This is a genomic window from Glycomyces tenuis DSM 44171, assembly GCF_000427885.1.
Classification (GTDB): domain Bacteria; phylum Actinomycetota; class Actinomycetes; order Mycobacteriales; family Micromonosporaceae; genus Glycomyces; species Glycomyces tenuis.
Genome location: NZ_ATYW01000003.1, coordinates 335,287 through 359,558, shown reverse-complemented (window position 1 = coordinate 359,558; position 24,272 = coordinate 335,287). Strand labels below are relative to the sequence as shown.

The window sequence follows — 24,272 nt, the reverse complement described above, 5'->3', positions numbered from 1 at the left end:
ACGCACGGGGGTGTTAAATGTGCCGTTACTCTCCGGAGGCCCGGCCGTCGCCCAGCGCTCGCTTGGCGGCCTCGTCGGAGACGGTGCCGGGGCGCTTGGCGGCGACCCAGCCGGCCTTGGCGGACTGGCGGGCGCGCGCGACGGCCAGATCGCCGGGGGCGACGTCCTCGCCGATCGCCGAGCCGGCGGCGATGTAGGCGCCGTCGCCGATGCTCACCGGGGCGATCAGGACCGAGTCGCAGCCGATGAAGACGCCCTCGCCGATGTCGGTGTGGTGTTTGGCGAGGCCGTCGTAGTTGGCGACGATGACGCCGCAGCCGATGTTGGCACTCGCGCCGACGGTGGCGTCGCCGACGTAGGACAGGTGCGGGATCTTGGCGCCCGCGCCGATCTCGGCGTTCTTGGTCTCGGCGAACGCGCCGACCTTGGCGCCCTCGGCGAGCTTGGAGGCCGGGCGCAGGTGGGCGAAGGGGCCGACCTTGGCGCCCTCGCCGACGGTGGCCTGGTCGACGTGGCTGCGCACGACGGCGGCGCCCTCGCCGACGATGGTGTCGGTCAGGGTCGTGTCGGGGCCGATCTCGGCGCCCGTGTCCACCGCGGTGGCGCCCTTGAGCTGGCATCCGGGGCGGATGAGCACGTCGGGGGCGACCTTGACGGTGGCGTCGATCCAGGTGGTGTCGGGGTCTTCGAGGGTGACGCCGGACTTCATGAGCTCGGTGTTGATGCGGTCGCGCAGGACCTTGCGCAGCCCGGCGAGCTGGGCGCGGTCGTTGCAGGCCAGGACCTCGGTCGGGTCGTTGACGACCACGGCGCCGATCGGGAGGCCGGCCTCGCGGGCGAGCTCGAGGACGTCGGTGAGGTACTCCTCGCCCTGGTCGTTGGCGGTGGTGATCTTCCCGAGCTGCTCGCGCAGGGCGGCGGCGTCGAAGGCGTAGGTGCCGGAGTTGATCTCGCGGATGGCGAGTTCGTCGGCGTCGGCGTCGCGGTGCTCGACGTTGCGCAGGACGGCCCCGTCCGTATCGCGCACGATGCGCCCCAGGCCGGTGGGGTCGTCGACGACGGCGGTCAGGACGGTGGCGGCGTTCCCGGCCTTCTCGTGGGTCTCGACGAGCCGGTTGAGGGTGTCGGGGCGCAGCAGCGGGGCGTCGCCGCAGGCGACGACGACGGTGCCTTCGAGCTCGGGGACGGATTCGAGGGCGATGCGGACGGCGTGCCCGGTGCCGAGCTGCTCGGCCTGGAAGACGGTCTCGACGTCGGGGGAATGCTGCTCGAGGTGGGCGGTGACCTGGTCGGCCGCCGCGCCGACGACGACGATGCGGCGGTCGGGGCCGATGCCCTTGGTGCTGCGGAGCACGTGGCCGAGGAGTGTCCGCCCGAGGAGCTCGTGGAGGACCTTGGGCTTCGTGGATTTCATGCGAGTGCCAAGACCTGCGGCCAGGATGATCGCCGAACGCTCACTGCTCATGATGCGCCATGGTAGCCGGTGTCGAGTGGATGAACGGTCATGACCCGACGGTACGCGCTATTACCAAATCGTTACCTCTGAAACGTTTTAACTACTTACACGACACTTGTGCCAGGTGTGTCCGATGTCATATGTTGCTGTCAGCAACAAATATCGGAGGTACCCCCATGACCCAGCTCAGAACCTCGATCGGTCTCGCGGCGGCAGCCGTACTGGCCCTCACCTCCACCGCGTGCGGCGGCGACGGCGAATCCGGCGGCGACGGCGACACCCCGCTCATCGGCGTGATCCTCCCCGACTCGGCCTCCTCGGACCGGTGGGAGACCGCCGACCGCCGCTACCTCGAAGCGGCCTTCGACGCGGCCGGCGTCGACTACGACATCCAGAACGCCCAGGGCTCCCGCGAGGACTTCCAGACCATCGCCGAGCAGATGCTCACCAGCGGCGTCAACGTCCTCATCACCGTCAACCTCGACTCGGGCACCGGCGCCACCGTCATCGAGAACGCCAAGGCCCAGGGCGTGGCCACCATCGACTACGACCGCCTCACCGAAGGCGGCGGCGCCGACTACTACGTCAGCTTCGACAACGAGGCCGTCGGCCGCCTCCAGGGCGAGGGCCTCGTCCAATGCCTCGAAGGCGTCGAGAACCCGCTCGTGGCCGAGCTCAACGGCTCCCCCACCGACAACAACGCCACCCTGTTCAAGAACGGCTACGACTCCGTCCTCGACCCGCTCTACGAGTCCGGCGAGTTCACCAAGGGCCCCGATGAATGGGTGCCCGACTGGGACAACGCCACGGGCGGCACCATCTTCGACCAGATGCTGACCGACACCGGCGCCGAGATCGACGGCGTCCTGGCCGCCAACGACGACCTCGCGCACGCCGTCATCACCGTCCTCGAACGCAACGGCCTCAACGGCACCGTCCCGGTCACCGGCCAGGATGCCACCCTCCAGGGCCTCCAGAACATCCTCACCGGCGACCAGTGCATGACCGTCTACAAGGCCATCGAAGAGGAGGCGAACGCCGCCGCCGAGCTCGCCGTCGCGCTCGCGAACGGCGAGAAGCCCGAGACCGACTTCTCCGTCACCGACCCGGTCACCGAGGACGAGGTCCCGGCCGTCCTGCTCGACCCCCTGTCCGTCACCGCCGAGAACATCCAGGCCGTCATCGACGACGGCTATGTCGCCTACGCCGACCTGTGCGCCGGCGACTACGCCGCGCTCTGCGACGAAGCCGGACTCACCGAGTAAGGAACCAGGACCCAGTGCTGCTCGAACTCTCCCGCGTATCCAAGAGCTTCGGCCCCGTCGAAGTCCTCTCCGAGGTCGATCTCGCCATCGACGCCGGCGAGGTGTGCGCCCTCGTCGGTGACAACGGCGCCGGCAAGTCGACGCTGGTCAAATGCATCGCCGGGATCCACGGCGTCGACGGCGGCACCATCGCCGTCGACGGCCGGGCCCGCGACATCTCCGGCCCGCGCGACGCCGCCGCCCTCGGCATCGAGGTCGTCTACCAGGACCTCGCCCTGTGCGACAACCTCGACGTCGTCGAGAACATGTTCCTCGGCCGGGAGAGACTCCATGGCGTCGTCCTCGACGACGACGCCATGGAGCAGCTCGCCGCCGAGACGCTCGACGGCCTGGCGGTGCGCACCATCCGCGACCTCCGCCAGACCGTCGCCAGCCTCTCCGGCGGACAGCGCCAGACCGTCGCCATCGCCAAGGCCGTGCTGTGGAACTCCAGGCTCGTCATCCTCGACGAGCCCACCGCCGCGCTCGGCGTCGCCCAGACCAGGCAGGTGCTCGAACTCATCCGGCGCCTCGCCGACCAGGGCCTGGCCGTCCTCTACATCAGCCACAACCTCAACGACGTGTTCGCCGTCGCCGACCGGATCGCCGCCCTCTACCTCGGCCGCATGGCCGCCGTCCTCGACGCCGCCGACGCCACCCAGTCCCAGGTGGTCGAGCTGATCACCAGCGGGCGCTCCGGCGCCCTCGGCCTGACCGAAACGAACGGAGCCCGGACGTGAGCGCCGACGTCAAGACGCAGCCCGAGACCCGGCGGGAGCCCGGCGCCGTCCGAGCCGTCGCCGACCACGCCCGCGGCTACCTCGCGAAAGTGCGCTCCGGCGAGGTCGGGGCGCTCCCGGCCGTCACCGGCATCATCGCGCTGTGCGTCTTCTTCGGCGCCGTGGAGCCGGTGTTCCTGTCCGTGGGGAACCTGGAGAACCTCTTCGGCCAGGGCGCGGCCGTCGCCTGCATCGCGATGGGCCTGGTGTTCGTGCTCGTCATCGGCGAGATCGACCTGTCGGCGGGCTACGCCTCCGGGGTGTGCGCCGCGGTCATGGCGGTGCTCCTCACCGAGCGGGGCCTGCCGTGGCCGATCGGCATCGGCGCCGCGATCGCCACCGGCGTCGCCATCGGCCTGCTGCTCGGCGCCATCGTCGTCAAGCTCGGCATCCCCTCCTTCGTGGTCACCCTCGCGGCCTTCCTGGCCTTCCAGGGCGTGGTGCTCATCATCCTCGACGAGGGCAAGAACATCTCGATCAACGACGAGACCGTCAAGGCGATCGCGGGCGGCAATCTCGAGCGCTGGCAGGGCTGGGCACTGCTGGCGGTGACCGTGGCCGCCTACGCCGCGCTCCAGCTCTCGCGGTGGCGCCGCCGCCGCGGGCGCGGGCTCGCCCACGACCCGCTCGCGGTGGTGTGCGCCAGGATCGCCGCGCTCGCGGCGCTGCTGACGGCCACGGTGTTCCTGCTCAACCTGGAGCGCTCGGCCAATCCGCAGCTCGTCTCGCTCACCGGCGTCCCGATCGTGGTGGTGGTGCTCGGCGCCCTGTTCGTGCTGTGGTCGTTCGTGCTGCACCGCACCAGGTTCGGCCGCCACCTGTACGCCGTCGGCGGGAACGCCGAGGCGGCCCTGCGCGCCGGCGTCGCCGTCGACCGGGTCCGCATCACCGCGTTCGTGATCTGCTCGGGCATGGCCGCCGTCGGCGGCATCGTCGCCGCCTCCAGAGCCGCCTCGGTGGACCCGAACACCGGTGGGTCCAATGTGCTGCTGCTTTCTGTCGGGGCCGCTGTGATCGGCGGTGCTAGCCTGTTCGGTGGCAAGGGCACGGTACGGGCGGCCCTGCTGGGAGGCGCGGTGGTGGCGATCATCAACAACGGCATGGGCCTGATGGGCCTGAGCGCCGGTGTGCGGTTCGGCGTGACCGGCGCGGTGCTGCTGCTGGCGGCGGGCGTCGACGCGATGTCCCGAGGCCGAGGTGCGCTCTTCGGCAGGCATTGAGCGGTGGCCCGACCAGCGACGGAGGAGCTGCGCCGGCGAAACCGCAGCGCCCTGCTCGAGCGACTGCACCGCCACGGGCCTCAGACGCGGGCCGAGCTGACCGAGGCGCTGGGCGTCAACCGGTCCACGATCGGCGCTCTGGCGGCGGACCTGTCGCAGTCGGGCCACATCCGCGAGACCACCGGGCGGTCCACCGGCAGCGCCGGGCGGCCCTCGACGCTCGTCGAGTGCGTGGCGGAGGCGGCGCGGGTCGCGGCCGTCGAGATCCGGGCGGGCCTGGTCCGGCTGGCCGTGGTCGGGCTCGGCGGGGCGGTCCTGGAGCGGGCCGAGGCGCCGCTGGCGCCCGGCGTCGACGCGGCGGAGGCCGCGGCCGCGGTCGACCGGCTGCTGGACGGCGCCGAGGCGAGCGATGCGGTGTCGGACGCGGTCGTGGCGGTGCCGGGACTGGTCGACGGCCCGACCGTGGCCCGCTCTGGCGAACTGGGGTGGGCCGGGCTCGATTTCGGCGCCGAGCTGCACCAGGCGACCGGGCGGCGTTGGAGGGTGGTCGACACGGCCACGGCCGCCGCGGTCGGCGAGTGGTCGCGGGGGGACGCGGGGGGCTCGGCGAACCTGCTGTACCTGCATGGCGGCCGGGGTCTGACGGCCGGGATCGTCGCCGACGGGCGGCCGCGGCGCGGCAGCTCGATCGCACTGGGGCATCTCGTGGTCGCTCCCGAGGGGGCGGCGTGCGAGTGCGGGCTGCGCGGGTGCCTGGAGGCCGAGATGGGCGCCGGAGAGTACGCCGCGTCGATCGAGACGACGACGGTCGCCGCGTGGATGGGCGACAGCCTCGCCCGCCAGACGGTGCAGCGCTCGGGCGAGTGCCTGGGACGGGCGCTGGGGGCGGTTGTCACGGCCGTCAACCCGGACGAGATCCTGTTCGGCGGCTGGCTGCGCGAGCTGTACCTGGCGTCGGCGGCGACGGTGCGTTCGAGCCTGGCGGCGACGACGCTGCCGCAGCTGCGGGCGCGCCTGCGGCTGCGGACGCCCGCGCTGGGCGCGGAGGGCCCGCTGGTCGGCGCGGCCGAGACGGGCTTCGAGGCGCTGATCGACGACATGCGATGACCACGTCACGGAATGTCACACACCCGCGCCAGGATTGAATCGGGGGCCCTCGGGCGTCCGATTTGAAGGGCGATGCCCCGATATGGGCGGGAGCGGTCGAGGTCGCCGCCGCTCGAACTCGAACGAATGCCGGACCCATCCGTCGCCCGCCGCTCGAACTCGAGTGAACGCTGGCCCACCAGGACTCGAACCTGGAATGACTGAACCAAAATCAGTAGTGTTGCCGATTACACCATGGGCCACCGGGCCGAACGCGGCCCGAACGCTGGTCAAGTGTAAATGAGCGGCACGAGTCCGCGCCAGCGCCCCGAGCGGAAAGAGCCGTGCGTCGCGGCGGTCGTTTACGCTTGGGCGGCATGCCGCTCGTTGACCCCGCCTCGTCCGCCGCCCTCTGGGTGACCAGCGCCCTCTGCTTCGCCTCCATTGTGGCGGTCCCGATCCTCGCCGTCTGGTACCTCCAGCGCTGGACGACCGGGTCGCTCATCGGCTGGCGCGAGCAGAAGCGCCTCATACCGCACCAGCAGCGCCAGATGCCCTACTTCCGGCAGTGGGCCGCCGAACGCGGCATGATCTACGCGCCCCGCAACGACGCCTGGGCGGGCATCGCCGCGCCGTGGCCGTTCATCGGCGAGGACGCGCGGGCCGAACACGTGTTCACCGGCACGGTCGGGTGCCACGAGGTGGCCGCGTTCCAGTACAGCGGCCGACTGTCCGAGCGGGGCAGGGTCGGCCTCATCCGCGACAGGCGTCGGGTCCTGATCACCTGCGTGGCGGTCAGGCTCCCGGCGCCGCGGCTCGAACTGCTGATCATCCCCGGCACGGCCTTCGACCAGGCGACGCAGCGGGCCGGATTCGCCCCGGTCGGCCTGCGGTACGAGAACCCGAGGTTCAACGAGCGGTTCAGGGTCACCGCCGAGAACGAGCGGTTCGCCCACGACGTCCTGACGCCCCGGATGATGGAGTGGATGCTCGCCGACCCGCTGGCGTCGCAGCGGCCCCTGATGGTCCGGGGCGCCTTCCTCATCACCTGGCACAAGGAGCCGATCACACTGGAGCCGCTGGACTCGCTGATCGGCATGCTCGGCGGCTTCCTCGACCGCGTCCCCGGCCACGTCTGGACCCAGCCGCTGATGCGGCCGAGGCCGCCTCAGGCGTTAGACCACACGTGCCGGGGCACCTGCGCGTACACGTCGATGAGGAAGTCCGCGCGGGCGAACACGTCCGCGAGGTCGACGCGGCCCGAACGGAAGCTCAGCAGCCACGGTCCGTCGAAGCGCCACCGGTAGGTCTGGGCGCGCCGGTCGGCCAGCATCCACTCCATCATGCGGGGGTGGATCACGTCGGACGCGAAGCGCCGGTCCGAGGAGTGGATCTTGAAGGTGTCGTTGAACCGCTGGTTCTCGAAATCGACGTCCTTGCCCCACCTCGACAGGAAGTCCTCCCGACCGACGTCCAGGACCGGGAGCGGGCCCGGCAGGCCGATCGCCACCACCTGGTAGGAGGCCATCACGGGCCGATCTTTGGCGGTCGACTGGTAGTCGTACCGGAAGAACACGATGTGCATGTTCTTGTACTCGCCGCGGAAGACGTCCATGCACTTGCAGGAGCTGTCGCGGCCGAGCTCGAACGGCGGCGCCGACGACACCCCCGCCACGGAGTCGTCCCTTCGCTCGTAACGGTAGCCGTACCGGGCCGCCCAGGACCGGAAGGCGATGATCTCCCTCCGCTTGGCGCGCCAGCCGATGACGCCGAGGACGGCGAAGACGAGCACGAGGACGAGCGCGAGCCACAGGCCCCCGACGTTGACGGTGGTCTCCGCGAGCAGATGCTGGTGCACTGGCGCTTCCTTGCCGGGCCGGAGGAAGCCTTCGGCGGCGCCTCAGGCGTTGGACCACACGTGCCGGGGCACCTGCGCGTACACGTCGATGAGGAAGTCCGCGTAGAAGAAGACCTCTTCGAGCTTCAGGGCGCCCGGGCGGAACGTCATCAGCCAGGGCCCCTCGAAGCGCCACGGGTAGGACATCGCCCGCTGGTCGGCGAGCATCCACTCCATGGTCCGGGCGTGGATCACGTCGAACGCGAACCGGCGGTTGGGCGACTTGACCCTGAAGGTGTCGTTGAACCGCTGGTTCTCGAAGTCGATGTCCTTCTGGAAGCGCTTGGAGAAGGCGTTCTCCTGGGAGATGTCGAGCAGCGGGCGGGCCGCCGGCAGGCCGATCGCGACCACCTGGTTCGGGTGCACCCGCGATTCCTTGCCCGAACCGGTCGTGTAGTTGTACTGGAAGAACACGATGTGCATGTTCTTGTACTTGCCGCGGAAGACGTCGAGGCCCTGCCGGGCGCGACCGGTGTTGAACGGGTCCTCGCTCGAGAACGCCGTGACCGAGTCGTCGCGCGGCTCGTAGTGGAATCCGTACTGCGCCGCCCACGCCCGATAGGCGGCGATCTTCTTCTGCCGCAGCCACCAGCCGAGCCAGGCGAGCCCGCCCACGACGACGGCGATGAGCACGTAAATGATGATCGACCCAGCGTCGCTGTCACTCTGGGCGAGCAGAATCTCTTGCACGGGGGCTTTCCTTGAGGTGAGCGGGATTACTGGTCGGGGGGCTCGGGCGCGCTACTGGCCGTACGGCTGCTGTCCGTATCCGGGCTGCTGGCCGTAACCGGGTTGCTGGCCGTAACCGGGTTGCTGCGGCTGCTGGGGCTGCTGCGGGTAGCCCGGCTGGGGCTGGCCGTACCCGGGCTGGGGCTGCTGCGGTTGGCCGTAGGCGGGCTGCTGGGCCGGCGGCTGGCCGTACCCCGGCTGCTGCGGGTGGCCGCCGACCTGCTGCGGCTGCTGGTAGCCGGGCATCTGGCCGGGGGCCGGCTGCGGCGGCAGCTGCTGTTGCGGCTGCTGGGGCTGCTGCATGTAGCCGGGCTGGCCCATGTCGCGCAGGCGGGGAGCGGTGCGCGCCTCGGGGCTGTCGAGCTCGAAGTACTCCTCGGGCTGGAAGTTGCCCATCTTGGCGGAGATGCTGCCGGGGAAGACCTGGAGCGCGGTGTTGTACTCGCGGACGTTCGCGTTGTAGAAGCGCCTCGGCGCGGCGATGCGGTTCTCGGTCTCGACGATCTCGGCCTGAAGCTGGAGGAAGTTCTGGTTCGTCTTGAGCGTCGGGTACGACTCCTGCATGTGGATGACGCCGCGGATCGCGCCGGAGAGCTGGCCTTCGGCCTGGCCCTGGGCTGCGTGGCCCTGGTTCGGGTCCTGGCGGGCGTGCATCGCCGCCGCACGAGCCTGCGAGACCTGCACCAGTGTGGCGTTCTCAGCCCCGGCTGCCTGCTGGACGACGTGCATCAGGTTGTCCAGCAGGTCGTACCGGCGTTGCAACTCCACGTCGATCTGCGCCCACGACTCCTGGGTGATGTTGCGCAGTCGCACCAGCTTGTTGCGCCCGCCCAACGCGACGAACACGAGGATGAGCGCTATCAGCAGCACCAGCACGAGGATCACGATGGCTGTGTTCATGAAACGAGAGCTTAGTCCATCTACGCCACCGGTCCGGAACCGCGCGGGGGGCCGTTCCCAGTGAGAGGGATCAGGCCACCAGGGCGTTCTCGACCACGGATGCGAGTTCGGCGGCGACCGACTGCGCGACCGGTTCCTCGGAGGCCTCGACCATGACGCGCACGAGCGGCTCGGTGCCCGAGGGGCGCAGCAGGACGCGGCCGTCGGAGCCGAGCTTGCGCTGCCATTCGGCGACGGCGCCGCGCACGGCCTCGCTCTCGATGACGGACTTGTCGGCGACGCGGACGTTGATGAGGACCTGCGGGGCCGGGGTGAACACCGAGGCCAGCTCGGCCAGGCTGCGCCCGGTCGCGGCCATGCGGGCCAGCAGCATGAGGGAGGTCAGGGTGCCGTCGCCGGTGGTGGCGTGGTCGGGCAGGACGATGTGCCCGGATTGCTCGCCGCCGAGCGAGAAACCGCCCTCGCCGAGGCGTTCGAGGACGTAGCGGTCGCCGACCTTGGTGGTCTCCAGCTTGATGCCGGCCTCGCCCATCGCCTGATGCAGGCCGAGATTGCTCATCACCGTGGTGACAAGTGTCTCACCTTGGAGGGTGCCGGCCTCGCGCATCGCCAGCGCCAGGATCGCCATGATGGCGTCGCCGTCGACCGGCTCGCCCGCGGCGTCGACGGCGAGGCAGCGGTCGGCGTCGCCGTCGAGGGCGATGCCGGCGTCGGCGCGGTGCTCGACGACGGCGGCGCGGAGCCCGTCGATGTGCGTCGAACCGCAGTCGTCGTTGATGTTGAGCCCGTCGGGAGCGGCGTTGATGGCGATGACCTCGGCGCCGGCGCGGCGCAGGGCCTCGGGGGCGGCGTGGGTGGCCGCGCCGTTGGCGGGGTCGACGACGACCTTGAGCCCTGCGAGGGAGTTCGGGCACACCGACACCAGGTGCTCGATGTAGGCCTCGACGGGGGCGGCGGCCTGGGAGATGCGGCCGACGGCCTCACCCTGCGGGAGCGGCTCGGGGGCGTCCATGGCGCGCTCGATGGCGTCCTCGACCTCGTCGGGGAGCTTGCGGCCGCCTGCGGCGAAGAACTTGATGCCGTTGTCGGGCATGGGGTTGTGCGAGGCGGAGATCATGACGCCGAAGGCGGCGCCGGTGGTGGCGGTGAGGTGCGCCACAGCGGGGGTGGGGAGGACGCCGAGGTCGATGACCTCGGCTCCGGCGGCGGCGAGCCCGGCCGCCGAGGCGGCCTCGAGCATCTCTCCGGAGGCGCGGGGATCGCGTCCGATGACGACGGTGGGACGGCGGCCCGAGGAGCCGAGCACCCGGACGGCCGCGATGTTGAGTTGGAGGGCCAGTTCAGGCGTGAGGTCGGCGTTGGCCCGCCCCCGGACGCCGTCGGTGCCGAACAGTCGTGACACGGTGTATCCCCTACTTGGTGAGCCGCGCACCGGCCCGGCCCTGGTCGTCGGATCACGGAAGCGTTCGGGGCCGCCGAGGATGACCTCGGCGGCCCCGTCGCATGTTGCAGACTAGCGTGCCCCCTCCCGGAGGGGAAGCGGTGCTAGCGCTTCGAGTACTGCGGCGCCTTGCGGGCCTTCTTGAGACCGTACTTCTTGCTCTCCTTCTCGCGGGCGTCGCGGGTCAGGAAGCCGGCGGCCTTGAGGGCCGGGCGCATGTTCGGGTCGACCTCGATGAGGGCGCGGGCGATGCCCAGGCGCAGCGCGCCGGCCTGGCCGGTGGCGCCGCCGCCCTTGATGTTGACGAGGACGTCGAAGTTGTCGCCGGCCTCGACGGTGACGAAGGGCTCGGCCACGGTCTGCTGGTGGACCTTGGACGGGAAGTAGTCCTCGAGGGTCTTGCCGTTGACGACGTACTTGCCGGTGCCCGGGACGAGGCGCACGCGCGCGATGGCCCGCTTGCGGCGGCCCACGGTCTGGATCGGCCGGTCGGCCGGGACGGCGGGGACGCTGGGCACGGTCGGAGCCGCGGCCACGTCGGCGGGGACCTCGACGGGCGCCTCGGCGACGGCCTCGGGGGCCTCAGGGGCCTCGGCGGTCTCGGGGGCCTCGTTCTCGACGGTCTCGGGGACCTGGTTCTGGTCGCTCATGAGTGTTCTGCTCCTCGACGCGCCTACTGCGCGACCTTCGTGATCTCGTACGGCTTCGGCTGCTGGGCGGTGTGCGGGTGGCCGGGGCCGACGTACACCTTCAGCTTCTTGAACATGGCTCGGCCGAGCTTGTTCTTCGGCAGCATGCCGAGCACGGCCTTCTCGACGGCCTTGTGCGGGGCCTTCTCCATGAGCTCCGCGTAGGTCTTCTCTTTGAGGCCGCCCGGGTAACCGGAGTGGCGGTAGGCCTTCTTCTGGAGCAGCTTGTTGCGCGTCAGGACGACCTTCTCGGCGTTGACCACGATGACGTAGTCGCCGGTGTCGGTGTTCGGAGCGAACATGGGCTTGTGCTTGCCTCGGAGCAGTTGGGCCGCGTGCGTCGCGAGCCGACCCAACACCACGTCGGACGCGTCGATCACGAGCCACTGCCGGTCGATGTCTTCCGGCTTGGGGCTGTACGTGCGCACAGGTTTACCTAGCTTTCGTTGTCGGTGTGGAACGAACCCCGCGGAGATGTCGCGGAGCCGCCTGAATCCCGGGAGCCCTCGGGCCCCGCCCGCCAGGGGCGCGGGCCGCTGGGCGGCCCGGTCGGGATTCGTTGGACAGTGCCTCTTGACGAGCGCACTCGAACAACAGCTACTCATTTTACGCGGCCCTCGAAGCCGACCGGCAGGCGGCCGCCGTGACCTCGGATACAGCCCGCGCTCGGGCGACGCCCCGCGCGGCGGGCCGGCGCGCGCGCCGGCCCGCCGCGCGGGGCGTCGCCCGGTGCCGGATCCGCTCGCGGTCCCGGTTCGGCGCGGGGCGTCAGGCGCCGTCCACGACGGGCAGGTAGACCTTGCCGCCGGAGCGCGTGAACTCCTCGCTCTTCTCGTCCATGCCCTGCCGGGCGTAGTCCTTGAGCTCCTGGCTGATCTTCATCGAGCAGAACTTCGGGCCGCACATGGAGCAGAAGTGCGCGGTCTTGGCCGGCTCGGCCGGGAGCGTCTCGTCGTGGTACTCGCGGGCCCGGTCGGGGTCGAGCGAGAGGTTGAACTGGTCCTCCCAGCGGAACTCGAACCGCGCCTTCGACAGCGCGTCGTCCCAGGCCTGCGCCGCCGGGTGGCCCTTGGCGAGGTCGGCGGCGTGGGCGGCGATCTTGTAGGCGATCACGCCCTCCTTGACGTCGTCGCGGTTGGGCAGGCCGAGGTGCTCCTTGGGGGTCACGTAGCAGAGCATCGCGGTGCCGAACCAGCCGATCATGGCCGCGCCGATCGCCGAGGTGATGTGGTCGTAGGCCGGGGCGACGTCGGTGGTGAGCGGCCCGAGCGTGTAGAACGGTGCCTCTCCGCAGAGTTCCTGCTGGAGGTCGACGTTCTCCTTGATCTTGTGCATCGGCACGTGGCCGGGGCCTTCGATCATGACCTGCACGTCGTACTCCCAGGCGATCCTCGTCAGCTCGCCGAGGGTGCGCAGCTCGGCGAACTGGGCCTCGTCGTTGGCGTCGGCGATCGAGCCGGGCCGCAGGCCGTCGCCGAGGGAGAAGGCGACGTCGTATTCGGCGAAGATCTCGCACAGCTCCCGGAAGTGCGTGTACAGGAAGCTCTCCTGGTGGTGGGCCAGGCACCAGGCGGCCATGATGGAGCCGCCTCGGGAGACGATCCCGGTGACGCGGTCCGCGGCGAGCGGCACGTACCGCAGCAGCACTCCGGCGTGGACGGTCATGTAGTCGACGCCCTGCTCGGCCTGCTCGATGATCGTCTCGCGGTAGACCTCCCAGTTCAGTTCGACCGGGTCGCCGCCGACCTTCTCGAGGGCCTGGTAGAGCGGGACGGTGCCGATCGGGACCGGGGAGTTGCGGACGATGTGCTCGCGGGTCTCGTGGATGTGCTTGCCGGTGGACAGGTCCATGACCGTGTCGGCGCCCCACTTGACGGCCCAGGTGAGCTTCTCGACCTCGTCGGCGATGGAGTCGGAGACCGCGGAGGTGCCGATGTTCGCGTTGATCTTGGTGAGGAAGTGCTTGCCGATGATCATCGGCTCGGTCTCGGGGTGGTTGACGTTCGCCGGGAGGATGGCCCGCCCGGCGGCGATCTCGTCGCGCACGAACTCGGGGTCGAGCCCTTCGCGGACCGCGACGAACGCCATCTCGGGGGTGACGGTCCCGGCTTTGGCGTAGTGCAGCTGGGTGTTGCGTTCGCCGCTGCCGCGCTCCTCGATCCAGGCGCGGCGCAGCCCCGGCAGGCCCTGTTCGGGATCGGAGCCGGGGCCGGAGGTGTCGTAGAGCCGCACCGGTTCCTCGCCGCCGCCGAGCGCGACCTCGGTGAACGGCACGCGGACGTCGGGGCGGGGGCCTTGGACGTAGATCTTCTTCCTTGCGGCGGATGCCATGTCGTCTCCTCGATGCTGCTACAGGGTGGCGCTCTTGCGGCCGTGGTGGTGGTGGACGGGGCCGGGTCCGGCGCCGAGCCTCCAGCTCGCCGCGGCCTTGAGGGCCTCGGTGACATAGGTCTTGGCGCCCGCGACGGCCTGCGCGAGCGGGTGGCCGAGCGCGAGCCGGGCCGCGATCGCGGCGGCGAGGGTGCAGCCGGTGCCGTGGGTGTTGCGGGTCTCGACGCGCGGGGCGGTGAGGTCGAGCATCCGGCCGTCGCACCACAGCACGTCGGTCACGCTCGCTCCCGCGGCGTGTCCGCCTTTGACCATGACGGCGCGCGGGCCGTAGGTGGCCAGGGCGCGGGCGGCCTCGCGCATGTCGTCGACGCCGCGGAGCTCGCGGCCGAGGAGCCGCCCGGCCTCGGGGAGGTTCGGTGTGATGACGGTGGCGAGCGGGCCGAGCCTGCCGAGGTAGGCGGCGGCGTCGCCGGAGAACAGCGAATCGCCCGAGGTGGTGACCATGACGGGGTCGACGACGAGGAAGGGGAGCCGGTCGGCGCCGCCGTATTCGGCGACGACGCCGAGGGTCGCCTCGTCGCCGAGCATCCCGGTCTTGACCGCGGCGACGTCGAAGTCGGACAGGACCGCCTCGAGCTGGGCGCGCACGAAGTCGGCGGGCGCGGCGTGGGCGGCGGTGACGCCGCGGGTGTTCTGCGCGGTGAGAGCGGTGACGACGCTGGTGCCGTGGACGGCGTGGGCCGCGAAGGTGTGGAGGTCGGCCTGGATGCCGGCGCCGCCGCCGGAGTCCGATCCGGCGACGGTGAGTGCGACGGGCGGCTGCCGGTGTGCGGGTGTCACAGCTCGGCGATCCCTTCGAAGCTGGTGGAGGCCCGCGCGAGCCGGCGTTTCGGGATGCGCCCGGCCAGGCGCGCGGCGCGCCCGGCGCGGACGGCGTCCCGCATGGCCCCGGCCATGAGCGCGGGGTCGGCGGCGCGGGTGACGGCGGTGGCGAGCAGGACGGCCGCGCAGCCCAGTTCCATGGCGAGCGCGGCGTCGGAGGCGGTGCCGATGCCGGCGTCGCAGATGACCGGCACCCCCGCCTGCTCGCAGATGAGTGCGAGGTTGTGGGGGTTGCGGATGCCCAGGCCGGTGCCGATGGGCGCGGCCAGCGGCATGACGGCGGCGCAGCCGGCCTCTTCGAGACGGCGGGCCAGGATCGGGTCGTCGTTGGTGTAGGGCAGGACGGTGAAGCCGTCGCCGACGAGGGTCTCGGCGGCGTCGAGGAGCTCGACCGGCTCCGGCAGGAGGGAGTCCTCGTCGCCGATGACCTCGAGTTTGACCCAGTCGGTTTCGAAGGCCTCGCGGGCGAGGCGGGCGGTGCGGACGGCCTGCTCGGCGGTGAAGCACCCGGCGGTGTTGGGCAGGACGTCGACGCCGCAGCGCTCGATGACGTCCACGATGGAGCCTTCGGCGCGGGGGTCGACGCGGCGGAGGGCGACGGTGACGAGTTCGGTGCCGGAGGCGGTGATGGCGTCGGCGAGCTGGGCGTGGTTGGCGGCGCCGCCGGTGCCGAGGATGAGCCTGGACCCGAAGGTCCGGTCCGCTATCTGGAGCTTGTCCATGGTCAGCCTCCTTGGGTGGCGGTGAGGACTTCGACGGTGTCGCCGTCGGCGAGCGGGCGGTCCCATTCGGAGCGGGGGACGACCTCGCCGTTGAGGGCGACGGCGATGCCGCGTTCGGCCTCGGTGACGGCGGCGACGGCTTCGGCGATGGTCCGGACGTCGTGGCGTGCGCGGCCGTTGAGTTCGATGTTCATGAGCCCTCCTCGAATCGCAGGGGATCGAATGCGGCCGGGATCGCGTCCGCGTCGCCGAGCGCGAGGGCCGCGACGCGGTCGGCCGTGGCCGGGGTCAGCGCGATGCCGTGCCGGTAGTGGCCGGTCGCGGCGATGGTGCGGTCGTCGACGCGGCCGATGAGCGGGAGGTTGTCGGGCGCGGTGGGCCGGAATCCGACCGTGATCTCGTCGAGGTGGTACTCGGCGATCTCGGGAACGAGGTCGATGGACCACCGCAGCAGATCGTGGGCGGCCCCGGCGGTGCCGGTGGTGCGGTCGAAGCCGCGTTCGTCCACGGTGGCGCCCACGACGATCTCGCCGTCGTCGCGGGGCACGATGTAGATCGCGTGCCCGTGGACGTGCCCGCGGACGGTCCCGGCGGGCCGCGGCTGGACCGCCGAGGCACGCAGCCGCAGGACGGCGCCGCGGACGGGCCGGACCGGCAGTCCGAATGCGGCCGAGCCGCATCCGGCGGCGAGGACCACCTGGTCGGCGTCGAGCGCCGCCGGGTCCTCGACGTGCGCTGCGCGGAACTCCACACCGGCGCGCTCGGCGGCGGCGAGGAGCGCGGCGTGGACGGCGCGGGGCTCGACGGCGTGGTCGCCGGGGACGAGCACGCCGCCTCGGACGCGGTGGGTCAGCAGCGGCTCGAGCTCGCGGGCCCGGCGCGGCGCGAGCGTGTCCACGGTGCGGCCGGTGGTGCGGTAGAGGGCCGCCAGGCGGTCGATCTCGGCGCGGTCGCCTTCACCGAGGCCGACCATGAGCGTGGCGGTGTCGCGGTGGGCGACGGGGACTCCGGACGCCGCTTCGAGCTCGGCGGCGAAGCCGGGCCAGGCGTCGACCGATTCGGCCATGAACGGGAGGAGGGCCTCCTCGCCGAACTGGGCTTCGGTCGCGGCGGCGAGTATCCCGGCGGCGACGCGAGACGCTCCGGAACCGGGCGCGGGGTCGTGGACGGTGACTCGGGCGCCGAGGTTCGCGGCCCGCCAGGCGATGGCGAGCCCGATCGATCCGGCGCCGACGACGGCGAGGCGCATCAGTCGTCTCCCGCCCGTCGCCCGCCTTCACCCGGACCGGGCTGAAGGCGGTACTCGCCCACGGCCTCGAGGAGTTCGGCTGTGGCGCGTTTCGGATCGTCGGCGGAGGCGATCGCGCCGACCACGGCCACGCCGTGGGCCCCGGCGGCCCGGCATTCGCGGGCGCGTTCGGCGGTGATGCCGCCGATGGCGATGACGGGGAGGTCGACGGCCTCGCAGACGGCGGCGAGCCCGTCGAGGCCGATGGGCCGGGGCAGGCCGGTCTTGGTGCTGGTCGTCCACACCGGGCCGACGCCGAGGTAGGTGGCTCCGGCGCGGCGGGCGGCGCGGGCGGACTCGGGTTCGCGGCAGGTGCCGCCGATGACGGCGGCGTCGGGGAGGATGCGGCGGGCGACGTCGACGGGCAGGTCGTCGGCGCCGAGGTGGACGCCGTGCGCGCCGACGGCTTGGGCGATGTGGACGCGGTCGTTGACGAGGCAGACCGCGTTCCACTGATCGCACAGTTCGGCAAGGGCCGCAGCGAGGTCGAGGGCGGCCCGGTCGGTGTAGTGGTCTTCGGGCCGGATCTGGACGAGCCTGGCTCCGGCTTCGAGCGCCGCCTGCGCGACGGCCAGTGGAGAGGCGCCGTCGCGGGTGTCGGTGATGAGGTGGAGTCGGGGTAGACGAGTAGCGTGCATGGCTCCTTCTCCCTGCGCCAGCATGATCTGGATCAGGTTCGACGGTCGGGACTACCGAGTCCCCTCTCAGCCCGATGCATCGGACTCCCGTGGGTGTATTCGCTTACGCGGCCCACGCTACGTCATCACGCTGCGCGGCGGCAAGCCCGGTGTCAGGATGCGGACACTCCACGTTCGGATCAGCCGGCGTCCGGCAGGTCGCCGTCCCGGTCCGGCCGCCGCCTGCCCTTGTACAGCATCCAGATTCCGGGCACCGCGAACGCGAGTCCGATCAGGATCGCGAACACCAGCCCGAGGAGCGCGTCCGTCCGCTGCTCTTGGACGGTCTTGGTGGACTCGCCGACGGCCCGGCCGTCGATGACCGTGGTGCACTGGTACCGGGAGGGGTCGCAGATCGTCGTGTCGGCCCACACCCATATCCCGAAGGCGATGGAGACGATGCCGATCAGGATGAGCGGGAGCCCCGCGGACGAGCGCCTCCGGTCCCGGTCGACGCGCGTCGACGGCGGCGGGCCGCCCCTCCGCCGCTCCGGCCCGCCGCGCTCGTGGACGAAGACCATGTGCCCGCCCTCGACGGACACGGCGACGTTGTCGGACAGTCCGGCGGGGAGCGTGATCGTCTCGGTCCGGGTCGCCGTCATCGTCCCGCCGCCGCCGCAGAACTCGCAGACGTCCGCGGTCTCGGCGTCGCGGCCCGAGCCTTCGCAGTTGACGCACGGGCCGGGCGCGTCGACCTCCACCTCCTTCTCGCAGCCGGACTCCATCTCTTCGGGCGTGAGGTGGACGTGGATCCAGTCCGAGGAGGGGGACTGCGAGGTCATATCCGATCCTTCCGGGAGAGTGGCGAATGCGTCGGCCGTCCTCTGCCGGCCCGCAGGCCGCGGCGGCAGGTCTCCGCTCGGGCGGGGCGTGATCCGGCCGCACGGCGATGTGCCGCCGCAGACGGGCGAAGCGGCGTGTTCGAGGCGTGCGCCCGAATGGTCAGGCGCCGTGTTCGACCTTCAGCACACGGTAACCCTTGGCGCTGGCGTGCTTGTCCACCGCCCAGCCCGCACCGGCGAGCCAGCGCGCCAGCGAGTCCGCGCCGAGGTGCTTGGAGACGACCAGCCACGCCACGCCGCCGGGCTTCAGGCGCGGCAGCCACGTCTCCAGCAGTTCGTGCAGGGCCTCCTTGCCCACCTTGATCGGCGGGTTCGACCAGATCTCGTCGAACGACACCTCCCGCGGCACCTCCCCGGGAGTCGCGACGCGCACCGTGCCCGGCGCCTTCGCGGTGTTGCGCCGCGCCAAGTCCAGGGCGCGCCGGTTCACGTCGACCGCCCACACCTCCGCGTCCTCGCGCCGCGCCAGCACCGCGCTGATCGGCCCGTACCCGCACCCCAGGTCCAGGAACGTCCCGGCCTCCTCGGGCGGGACCACCTTGTTCAGCAGCACGCTCGTCCCCGGGTCGAGGCGGCCGCCGGAGAAGACGCCGGTCGAGGTGGTCAGCTCGTAGTTCACGCCGTCCAGTTCGAAGGCGACGGTGCGCTCGCGGTCGTCGACGGCGGGCTGCTCGCTGAAGTAGTGCTCTGGCTGCTCGGACACGCCCCCATTGTCGCCTCTCCCCGGTGCCCGCTCGCCGCGGATCGGCCCACTCGTGTGACGTCAGGGGCGCCCGGGGTCTCCCGTTCGCGGAGGAGCGCTCGGTTTACTCCCCCAGGGGGAACGTTCCCCGGTTCCGGGCCGCCCCGGGTCTATGCTCCCCTCATGGCACACGGCCCGTCCCCCTTCGGTGTCCCGCAGCGCGAGGAGCGACACGAGCACACCGTCGAGGATTTCGACCGGGCTGAACACATCGACCGCGCGCACCGCACCGCGCCGACGATGCGGCTCAGTCCCGAGGAGACGCCGCTGCCGCCGATGCCGGCGCAGCGTTCCGCGGAAGAGGAGATGCAGGGGCATCTGGATCGCATCCAGGCCTCGCGTCCGCTCCGCCGCGCCGCTCAGCGCGCCCGCCGCCGCACCCGCTGGTGGCTGATCGTGCTCGCGGTGGTCAGCGGCCTGGCCGTCGTGGCCGCTTGCGGCGCGGGGGCGTTCATCGTGCTGCGCGAGGGCGAGACCGCTCCGACGACGCAGCACGCGCCGTCGGCCGAGGACACGCGGCCGCAGTCCTCCGAGGACGCCTCATCGGCGGCGCCGGGCGTGGTCGACCCGATCGAGCAGCGCGCGACCGACCCCGAGCCGATCACGGTCGCCGAGCTGTTCGGCTCGTCCTCGGTCACTCCGGCCGGCGGGGCCGGGGCGTACGAGGTCCTGGCGACCGAGGAGCTCGCCGACTGCTCCGAGGCGGGTCTGGACGAGCTCGCCGAGCTGCTGGCCGACTCCGGCTGCACCCAGACCGTCCGCGCGACGCTCGCCAGCCCCGACGGCGAGTACGCGGCCACCGCCGGGGTGCTCAACCTCGAGGACGCGGCCGAGGCCGAGGGGCTGCGCGACGCCGTCGAGGCGGGCCTCGAGGGCGGCTTCGCCGCGCTGCGCAGCGACGGCGCGGGCGCCGATCTCGGCCGCGCCGCGACGATGGTCGGCTACAACACCTACGGGCACTACCTGATGTACGTGGTCATCGGCCGCACCGACGGCGAGGACCTGGAGGACGCCGACGAGGCCGTCATGGCGGTGGTGAACGATATCCTCGACGTGTGGCTGGTGGATCAGCTCCTTCCCCGCCGCAGTGTCGAGTGACGACCCGTCGCACGGCAGCCGCCGAGCGAAGCAGGTGAGGGTCGTGTCCGCTCCGAAGTTCTCCGAATCGAACATGCGCGGCAAGACCCTGGCCCCGCCGGGGTCGAAACTGGTTCTCGCCGAGTGGGAGGCCGCGGGGTCGCCCGACGGGGAGCGGCGCTACGAGGCGCCGCTGCACCGGCACACCGAGGACGAGGCCTGGTACGTGCTCGAAGGGACGCTCGCGGTCCGGATCGGCGACGAGGAGGTCGAGGTCCCGGCGGGAGGAGCGGCGATCGTGCCAGGCGGCACGGTCCACACCTACCGGAATCCGAGGCCCGAACCCGCCCGGTACCTGTTGGTCATGGGCGCCAAGACGAACGCGCTCATCGGGGCGATTCACGGCGCCGCGGACCGCAGTCCCGGCGCGATGCGGCGGCTGTTCGAGGAGCATGACGCCGAGCTGCTCGAGTAGGCGCCGCCAAGGTCGCGAATGTCCGACACGCCACGATTCCGTGAGAAACGCGTGTCTATGTCGTTAACGATTTGCTTTGTCTCTTGCCTTGCCCCATCATCCCATGTTTTGATCGAAGTGAGTCGATGGACTCGATCCGGTCCCCGGCTCGTGTCATGCCGTCCGGTCCCCCCGACCGACCCTCACAGGAGCATCAGATGCATATCGTGAAGCGCTTCGCGCGCCGTGGCGCGGCGGTGCTGGCGGCGGCCTCGCTGGCCGCCCTCGGCGTCGTCGTCCTCGACACCTCCCCCGCCGCCGCCGTCCGCCCGCCGGGCATCCCCTCGGACTCCACCGCGCAGTCCGAGCTGAACGCCCTCACCGTCGCCTCCGAGCAGAACAGCGGCTACGACCGGGACCTGTTCCCGCACTGGTCGAGCGTCGGCGACGGCTGCACCGCCCGCCAGTACGTCCTCCTTCGCGACGGCTCCGACGTCGAGACGGGCTCGGACTGCCAGCCGGACTCCGGTTCCTGGCAGTCCGACTTCGACGACACGTGGACCAGCACGGTCTCGAACGCCACCATCGACCACGTCGTCGCCCTCGCCGAGGCCTGGGGCTCGGGGGCGAGGGACTGGAGCACCGCGGAGCGCGAGGCCTTCGCCAACGACGTCGACTCGCCGCAGCTGTGGATCGCGACCACCTCGGTCAACTCCTCCAAGAGCTCCTACGACCCGGCCGAGTGGATGCCGCCGAACGCCTCCGTCCGCTGCGACTATGTCAAGGCGTGGATCCACGTCAAGTACCTCTACGACCTGAGCGTCGACTCCGCCGAGAAGAGCGCGCTCCAGTCGCACCTGTCGAATTACTGCTGAAGACCGACCTCGCTCCCCCCAGAGGGGCCGCCGTCCCCGCGGCGGCCCCTCCCGCCTTCCCGGCCGGAACGCCATGTCGGTTTCGTGCCAGCGCGGGCCGCGGCCGCCGACGAGACTTGCTCCGTACCGATGATGCGGAACATCAAGACAGGAGCAGTCATGCCACAGCGATTCGAGTCCAAAGTGGTCATCGTCACGGGAGGTGCGACCGGCATGGGGCTGGCCGTCGCCGAACGCGTCGCGGCCGAAGGCGGCACGGTGCTCATCGCCTCGCGCCGCAAGGACGTCGGCGAGACCGCCGTCGCCTCCATCACCGCCAAGGGCGGCACGGCCGCCTACGTCCGCACCGATGTGACCGTCGAGGCCGAGGTCGAACGGCTCGTGGCCGTCGCCATCGGCGAATACGGCGGGCTCCACGGCGCCTTCAACAACGCGGGCGGCATGAACGCCTTCGGGCCGCTCCCGCAGGTGGAGACGGAGGCGTGGCACGCCGACATCGCGCAGAGCCTCACCAGCGTGTTCTTCGGGCTCAAGCACCAGATCCCGGCCATCGCGGCCTCCGGCGGCGGCGCGATCGTCAACAACGCCTCGAACCTCGGCGTGGTCGGCTTGGGCACGGTCGCGCCGTACGTGGCCGCGAAGCACGGCGTCGTGGGTCTGACGAAGGCCGCCGCGCTCGAGACCGCCGCGCAGGGCGTGCGGGTCAACGCCGTGCTGCCCGGCGGCGTGGACACGCCCCTGTTCGGGGCGACCACCGGGGCCACGGCCGAGGGCCGCGAGATGGTCGAGGGCCTGCACCCGCTGGGGCGCGTCGCGCGGCCGGAGGAGATCGCGGCGTCGGTGTGCCACCTGCTGAGCGACGAGGCCTCGTTCATCACCGGCACGGCCATGTCCATCGACGGCGGTTTCACCGCGCGGTGACGCAGGCTCGGAGACCCGCGCGGGCCTCCGAGCTTGCGATTCGATGTTTCCAACAGTGCTGTTATATTAGCGCTGTGACAAATACCGACCCTACTGAGCGCGGCTACTGGCGCCCGCTGATGGCGCTGCAAGAGCGCATGGAGGCCGACATCGCCGCTCTGTACGCCGAGCGGGGCCTGAGCGGCGTGCGTCCTCGCTTCGCCTACCCGCTGATCCGGCTGGCCCACCGCGGCCCGATGACGATCCGCGACCTCGCCGAGAGCCTCGACAGGACCCATTCGGCCCTGAGCCAGACCGTCGCGGCGATGCGCGAGGAGGACCTGGTCGAGACCGTGCCCGGCCCCGACGCGCGCACCCGCGTGGTCAGGCTGACCGAGCGCGGCCGGGATCTGGTGCCGTTCCTGGAGGCCGAGTGGCGCGCCACCGAGGACGCCGCCGAGGCCCTCGACGCCGAACTGCCGGTCCACCTCGCCGACTACATCGAGGCGATGACGGCCCGGCTGGCGCAACGCGGCTTTCGCGAGCGGATCGCCGAACACCTCGAACACTCCTGGGACAACGGCCCCGAGAGTGAGGGCGACGCCGAAAGCGGGGACGAGGACGAGCGGTGAGCGCACGCACCGGTCTGGTCGACACGCGACCGCTCGCCGCCAGCGCCGACTACCGGCGCCTGTGGGCGGGCACCTCCCTGTCGGCCCTCGGCCACCAGATGACGGTCCTCGCCGTCCTCTTCCAGGTCTGGGAACTGACCGGGAGCCCGGTGTGGACCGGCATGATCGGCCTGGCCTCGGCGATCCCGATGATCGTCTTCGGCACCGTCGGCGGCTCGCTGGCCGACGCGGTCGACCGGCGCGTCCTGGTCCGGTGGACGACGCTCGGCCAGATGCTGTGCGCCGCCGCGCTGGCCGCCCAGGCCGTGGCCCAGACCCACCACTTGGCGATCATCTTCGCGCTCGTGGCCGCCCAGGCGAGCTGCTCGGCCCTCGGCGCACCGGCCCGCCGCACCTTCCCGGCCCGGCTGCTGCCCCGCGACCTCGTGCCCGCCGGGCTGGCCCTGCAACACCTGAGCTTCCAGGGCGCCATGCTCGCGGGGCCCGCGCTGGGCGGCCTCATCATCGGCCAATGGGGCCTGACGGCGTGCTACGCGATCGAGGCGGTCACCTTCATCGTCGCCCTGTACGCGGTCCTCCGCCTACCCGCACTGCCGCCGCTGAACGCCGACGGACACCGAGCGGGACTGCGCTCCATCGCGAACGGGCTGCGGCACATCGTTCGCGCCCGCGAGGTGCGCGGGTCGTTCGGCATCGACCTGTTCGCGACCCTGCTGGCGATGCCGATCGCGCTGTTCCCCATGATCAACGAACTTCGTTTCGGCGGCTCCCCGGAGACGCTCGGGCTCTTCCCGTCCGCGATCGCGGTCGGCGGCATCGTCGCAGGACTGTTGTCGGGCCTGGTCTCCCGCGCCGATCGCCCCGGACTGGTCCAGTTGTGGGCAGCCGGTGCGTGGGGCGTGGCCCTGGCGGGATTCGGCCTGGCCGAGCCGCTGTGGGCCGTGCTCGGAGCACTCGCGGTCGCCGGCGCCGCCGACACCGTCAGCGTGATCGCTCGCGGCACACTGGTGCAGTTGGTGACCCCCGACAGCCTCCGGGGACGAGTTTCCTCGGCCGAACACGTCATCGGCATCGCCGGACCGGACCTCGGCAACGCCCGCGCCGGAGCCGTCGCGGGCCTGAGCTCCGCGCCGGTCGCACTGGTCTCCGGCGGGCTGCTCTGTGTGGTGGGGGTGCTGTGGATCGCCCTGCGCAACCGCCCACTGCGCGAGTTCCGAGTCAGCGTCGCGGAAGGATCAGTGCCGTAGTGCGATCGCGGTGTGCCACCTGCTGAGCGAGGAGGCGGCGGTCTCACGCAGCGCCGTCCGGCGCTGAATCGAGCCACGACGCGTGTGGGGCCGGGCGCGAAA

The 24,272-nt window shown here is 71.5% G+C and carries 25 protein-coding genes, 1 tRNA gene and 1 riboswitch; of the genes, 11 read left to right on the top strand and 15 right to left on the bottom strand.

Annotation, left to right across the window (positions count from 1 at the left end; genetic code table 11):
* Window positions 1–25 precede the first annotated feature (25 nt).
* Window positions 26–1,465, bottom strand: a complete 1,440-nt coding sequence (glmU, locus tag YWW_RS0106660; protein ID WP_026929505.1) for a bifunctional UDP-N-acetylglucosamine diphosphorylase/glucosamine-1-phosphate N-acetyltransferase GlmU — start codon at window positions 1,463–1,465, stop codon at window positions 26–28.
* A 167-nt stretch (window positions 1,466–1,632) separates the two neighbouring features.
* Here glmU and YWW_RS0106655 point away from each other — a divergent pair, with 167 nt between their 5' ends.
* Genes YWW_RS0106655 through YWW_RS0106640 form a run of 4 tightly spaced genes read left to right on the top strand, consistent with a single transcriptional unit; the run spans window position 1,633 to window position 5,866 of the window.
* Entirely contained in the window at window positions 1,633–2,721 is a 1,089-nt protein-coding gene (locus YWW_RS0106655; RefSeq protein WP_026929504.1) for a sugar ABC transporter substrate-binding protein, read from the top strand.
* A 14-nt stretch (window positions 2,722–2,735) separates the two neighbouring features.
* The gene (locus YWW_RS0106650; protein ID WP_026929503.1) at window positions 2,736–3,500 is read left to right on the top strand and encodes an ATP-binding cassette domain-containing protein; all 765 of its coding nucleotides are present in this window, start codon (window positions 2,736–2,738) and stop codon (window positions 3,498–3,500) included.
* Complete coding sequence (locus YWW_RS0106645) at window positions 3,497–4,759, top strand: sugar ABC transporter permease (protein ID WP_026929502.1); 1,263 nt, start codon at window positions 3,497–3,499, stop codon at window positions 4,757–4,759. Before YWW_RS0106650 ends, YWW_RS0106645 begins: the two co-directional genes overlap by 4 nt.
* Before the next feature lie 3 nt (window positions 4,760–4,762).
* A complete protein-coding gene (locus YWW_RS0106640; RefSeq protein WP_026929501.1) occupies window positions 4,763–5,866 on the top strand; it encodes an ROK family transcriptional regulator in 1,104 nt (367 codons plus the stop codon).
* A gap of 170 nt (window positions 5,867–6,036) precedes the next feature.
* Here YWW_RS0106640 and YWW_RS0106635 read toward each other — a convergent pair.
* A tRNA-Gln gene (locus YWW_RS0106635) sits at window positions 6,037–6,108 on the bottom strand.
* Between the two features lie 114 nt (window positions 6,109–6,222).
* On the opposite strand from YWW_RS0106635, the gene YWW_RS35770 reads away from it, so the two are divergent.
* Window positions 6,223–7,152, top strand: a complete 930-nt coding sequence (locus YWW_RS35770) for a DUF3137 domain-containing protein (protein WP_155829975.1) — start codon at window positions 6,223–6,225, stop codon at window positions 7,150–7,152.
* Between the two features lie 593 nt (window positions 7,153–7,745).
* Here YWW_RS35770 and YWW_RS28730 read toward each other — a convergent pair.
* The 13 genes from YWW_RS28730 to YWW_RS0106560 form a co-directional block, all read right to left on the bottom strand.
* Entirely contained in the window at window positions 7,746–8,432 is a 687-nt protein-coding gene (locus tag YWW_RS28730; RefSeq protein ID WP_051325450.1) for a hypothetical protein, read from the bottom strand.
* A 51-nt stretch (window positions 8,433–8,483) separates the two neighbouring features.
* On the bottom strand, window positions 8,484–9,371 hold the full coding sequence (locus YWW_RS33800; RefSeq protein WP_051325449.1) for a LemA family protein: 888 nt from the start codon (window positions 9,369–9,371) through the stop codon (window positions 8,484–8,486).
* A gap of 70 nt (window positions 9,372–9,441) precedes the next feature.
* The gene (gene glmM, locus YWW_RS0106610) at window positions 9,442–10,773 is read right to left on the bottom strand and encodes a phosphoglucosamine mutase (RefSeq protein ID WP_026929499.1); all 1,332 of its coding nucleotides are present in this window, start codon (window positions 10,771–10,773) and stop codon (window positions 9,442–9,444) included.
* A gap of 143 nt (window positions 10,774–10,916) precedes the next feature.
* Window positions 10,917–11,462: a 30S ribosomal protein S9 gene (rpsI, locus tag YWW_RS0106605; protein ID WP_026929498.1), complete on the bottom strand. Its 546-nt coding sequence runs from the start codon at window positions 11,460–11,462 to the stop codon at window positions 10,917–10,919.
* A gap of 23 nt (window positions 11,463–11,485) precedes the next feature.
* Window positions 11,486–11,929 carry a 50S ribosomal protein L13 gene (gene rplM / locus YWW_RS0106600; protein WP_026929497.1) on the bottom strand — a complete coding sequence of 148 codons (444 nt, stop codon included), beginning with the start codon at window positions 11,927–11,929 and terminating at the stop codon, window positions 11,486–11,488.
* A gap of 340 nt (window positions 11,930–12,269) precedes the next feature.
* Window positions 12,270–13,832 carry a phosphomethylpyrimidine synthase ThiC gene (gene thiC / locus YWW_RS0106595; protein WP_026929496.1) on the bottom strand — a complete coding sequence of 521 codons (1,563 nt, stop codon included), beginning with the start codon at window positions 13,830–13,832 and terminating at the stop codon, window positions 12,270–12,272.
* A gap of 18 nt (window positions 13,833–13,850) precedes the next feature.
* Complete coding sequence (gene thiD, locus YWW_RS0106590; RefSeq protein ID WP_026929495.1) at window positions 13,851–14,672, bottom strand: bifunctional hydroxymethylpyrimidine kinase/phosphomethylpyrimidine kinase; 822 nt, start codon at window positions 14,670–14,672, stop codon at window positions 13,851–13,853.
* Entirely contained in the window at window positions 14,669–15,436 is a 768-nt protein-coding gene (locus YWW_RS0106585) for a thiazole synthase (protein WP_035697971.1), read from the bottom strand. The genes thiD and YWW_RS0106585 overlap by 4 nt, the downstream gene beginning before the upstream one ends.
* Window positions 15,437–15,438: 2 nt before the next feature.
* Window positions 15,439–15,630, bottom strand: coding sequence for a sulfur carrier protein ThiS (gene thiS, locus YWW_RS0106580; RefSeq protein ID WP_026929493.1), 192 nt, complete (start codon window positions 15,628–15,630; stop codon window positions 15,439–15,441).
* Entirely contained in the window at window positions 15,627–16,685 is a 1,059-nt protein-coding gene (gene thiO / locus YWW_RS0106575) for a glycine oxidase ThiO (protein WP_035704115.1), read from the bottom strand. The genes thiS and thiO overlap by 4 nt, the downstream gene beginning before the upstream one ends.
* Window positions 16,685–17,362 carry a thiamine phosphate synthase gene (gene thiE / locus YWW_RS28720; protein ID WP_051325448.1) on the bottom strand — a complete coding sequence of 226 codons (678 nt, stop codon included), beginning with the start codon at window positions 17,360–17,362 and terminating at the stop codon, window positions 16,685–16,687. The genes thiO and thiE overlap by 1 nt, the downstream gene beginning before the upstream one ends.
* Window positions 17,353–17,463: riboswitch (TPP riboswitch) on the bottom strand. Its footprint overlaps the gene before it by 10 nt.
* A gap of 78 nt (window positions 17,464–17,541) precedes the next feature.
* The gene (locus YWW_RS0106565) at window positions 17,542–18,183 is read right to left on the bottom strand and encodes a hypothetical protein (protein ID WP_026929491.1); all 642 of its coding nucleotides are present in this window, start codon (window positions 18,181–18,183) and stop codon (window positions 17,542–17,544) included.
* A gap of 160 nt (window positions 18,184–18,343) precedes the next feature.
* Window positions 18,344–18,946 carry a class I SAM-dependent methyltransferase gene (locus YWW_RS0106560; RefSeq protein WP_026929490.1) on the bottom strand — a complete coding sequence of 201 codons (603 nt, stop codon included), beginning with the start codon at window positions 18,944–18,946 and terminating at the stop codon, window positions 18,344–18,346.
* Between the two features lie 162 nt (window positions 18,947–19,108).
* Between YWW_RS0106560 and YWW_RS0106555 the strand changes: the two genes are divergently transcribed.
* The 6 genes from YWW_RS0106555 (at window position 19,109) to YWW_RS0106530 (ending at window position 24,170) form a co-directional block, all read left to right on the top strand.
* Entirely contained in the window at window positions 19,109–20,083 is a 975-nt protein-coding gene (locus YWW_RS0106555; protein ID WP_026929489.1) for a hypothetical protein, read from the top strand.
* A 43-nt stretch (window positions 20,084–20,126) separates the two neighbouring features.
* Window positions 20,127–20,537 (top strand): cupin domain-containing protein, encoded by a 411-nt coding sequence (locus YWW_RS0106550; RefSeq protein ID WP_211228453.1) that lies wholly within the window; start codon window positions 20,127–20,129, stop codon window positions 20,535–20,537.
* Window positions 20,538–20,734: 197 nt separating this feature from the next.
* A complete protein-coding gene (locus YWW_RS0106545; RefSeq protein ID WP_035697969.1) occupies window positions 20,735–21,391 on the top strand; it encodes an HNH endonuclease family protein in 657 nt (218 codons plus the stop codon).
* Window positions 21,392–21,550: 159 nt separating this feature from the next.
* Entirely contained in the window at window positions 21,551–22,312 is a 762-nt protein-coding gene (locus YWW_RS0106540) for an SDR family NAD(P)-dependent oxidoreductase (protein ID WP_026929486.1), read from the top strand.
* 74 nt (window positions 22,313–22,386) lie between these two features.
* A complete protein-coding gene (locus tag YWW_RS28715) occupies window positions 22,387–22,923 on the top strand; it encodes a MarR family winged helix-turn-helix transcriptional regulator (RefSeq protein ID WP_051325446.1) in 537 nt (178 codons plus the stop codon).
* Window positions 22,920–24,170: an MFS transporter gene (locus tag YWW_RS0106530; protein ID WP_026929485.1), complete on the top strand. Its 1,251-nt coding sequence runs from the start codon at window positions 22,920–22,922 to the stop codon at window positions 24,168–24,170. Before YWW_RS28715 ends, YWW_RS0106530 begins: the two co-directional genes overlap by 4 nt.
* Window positions 24,171–24,272 lie beyond the last annotated feature (102 nt).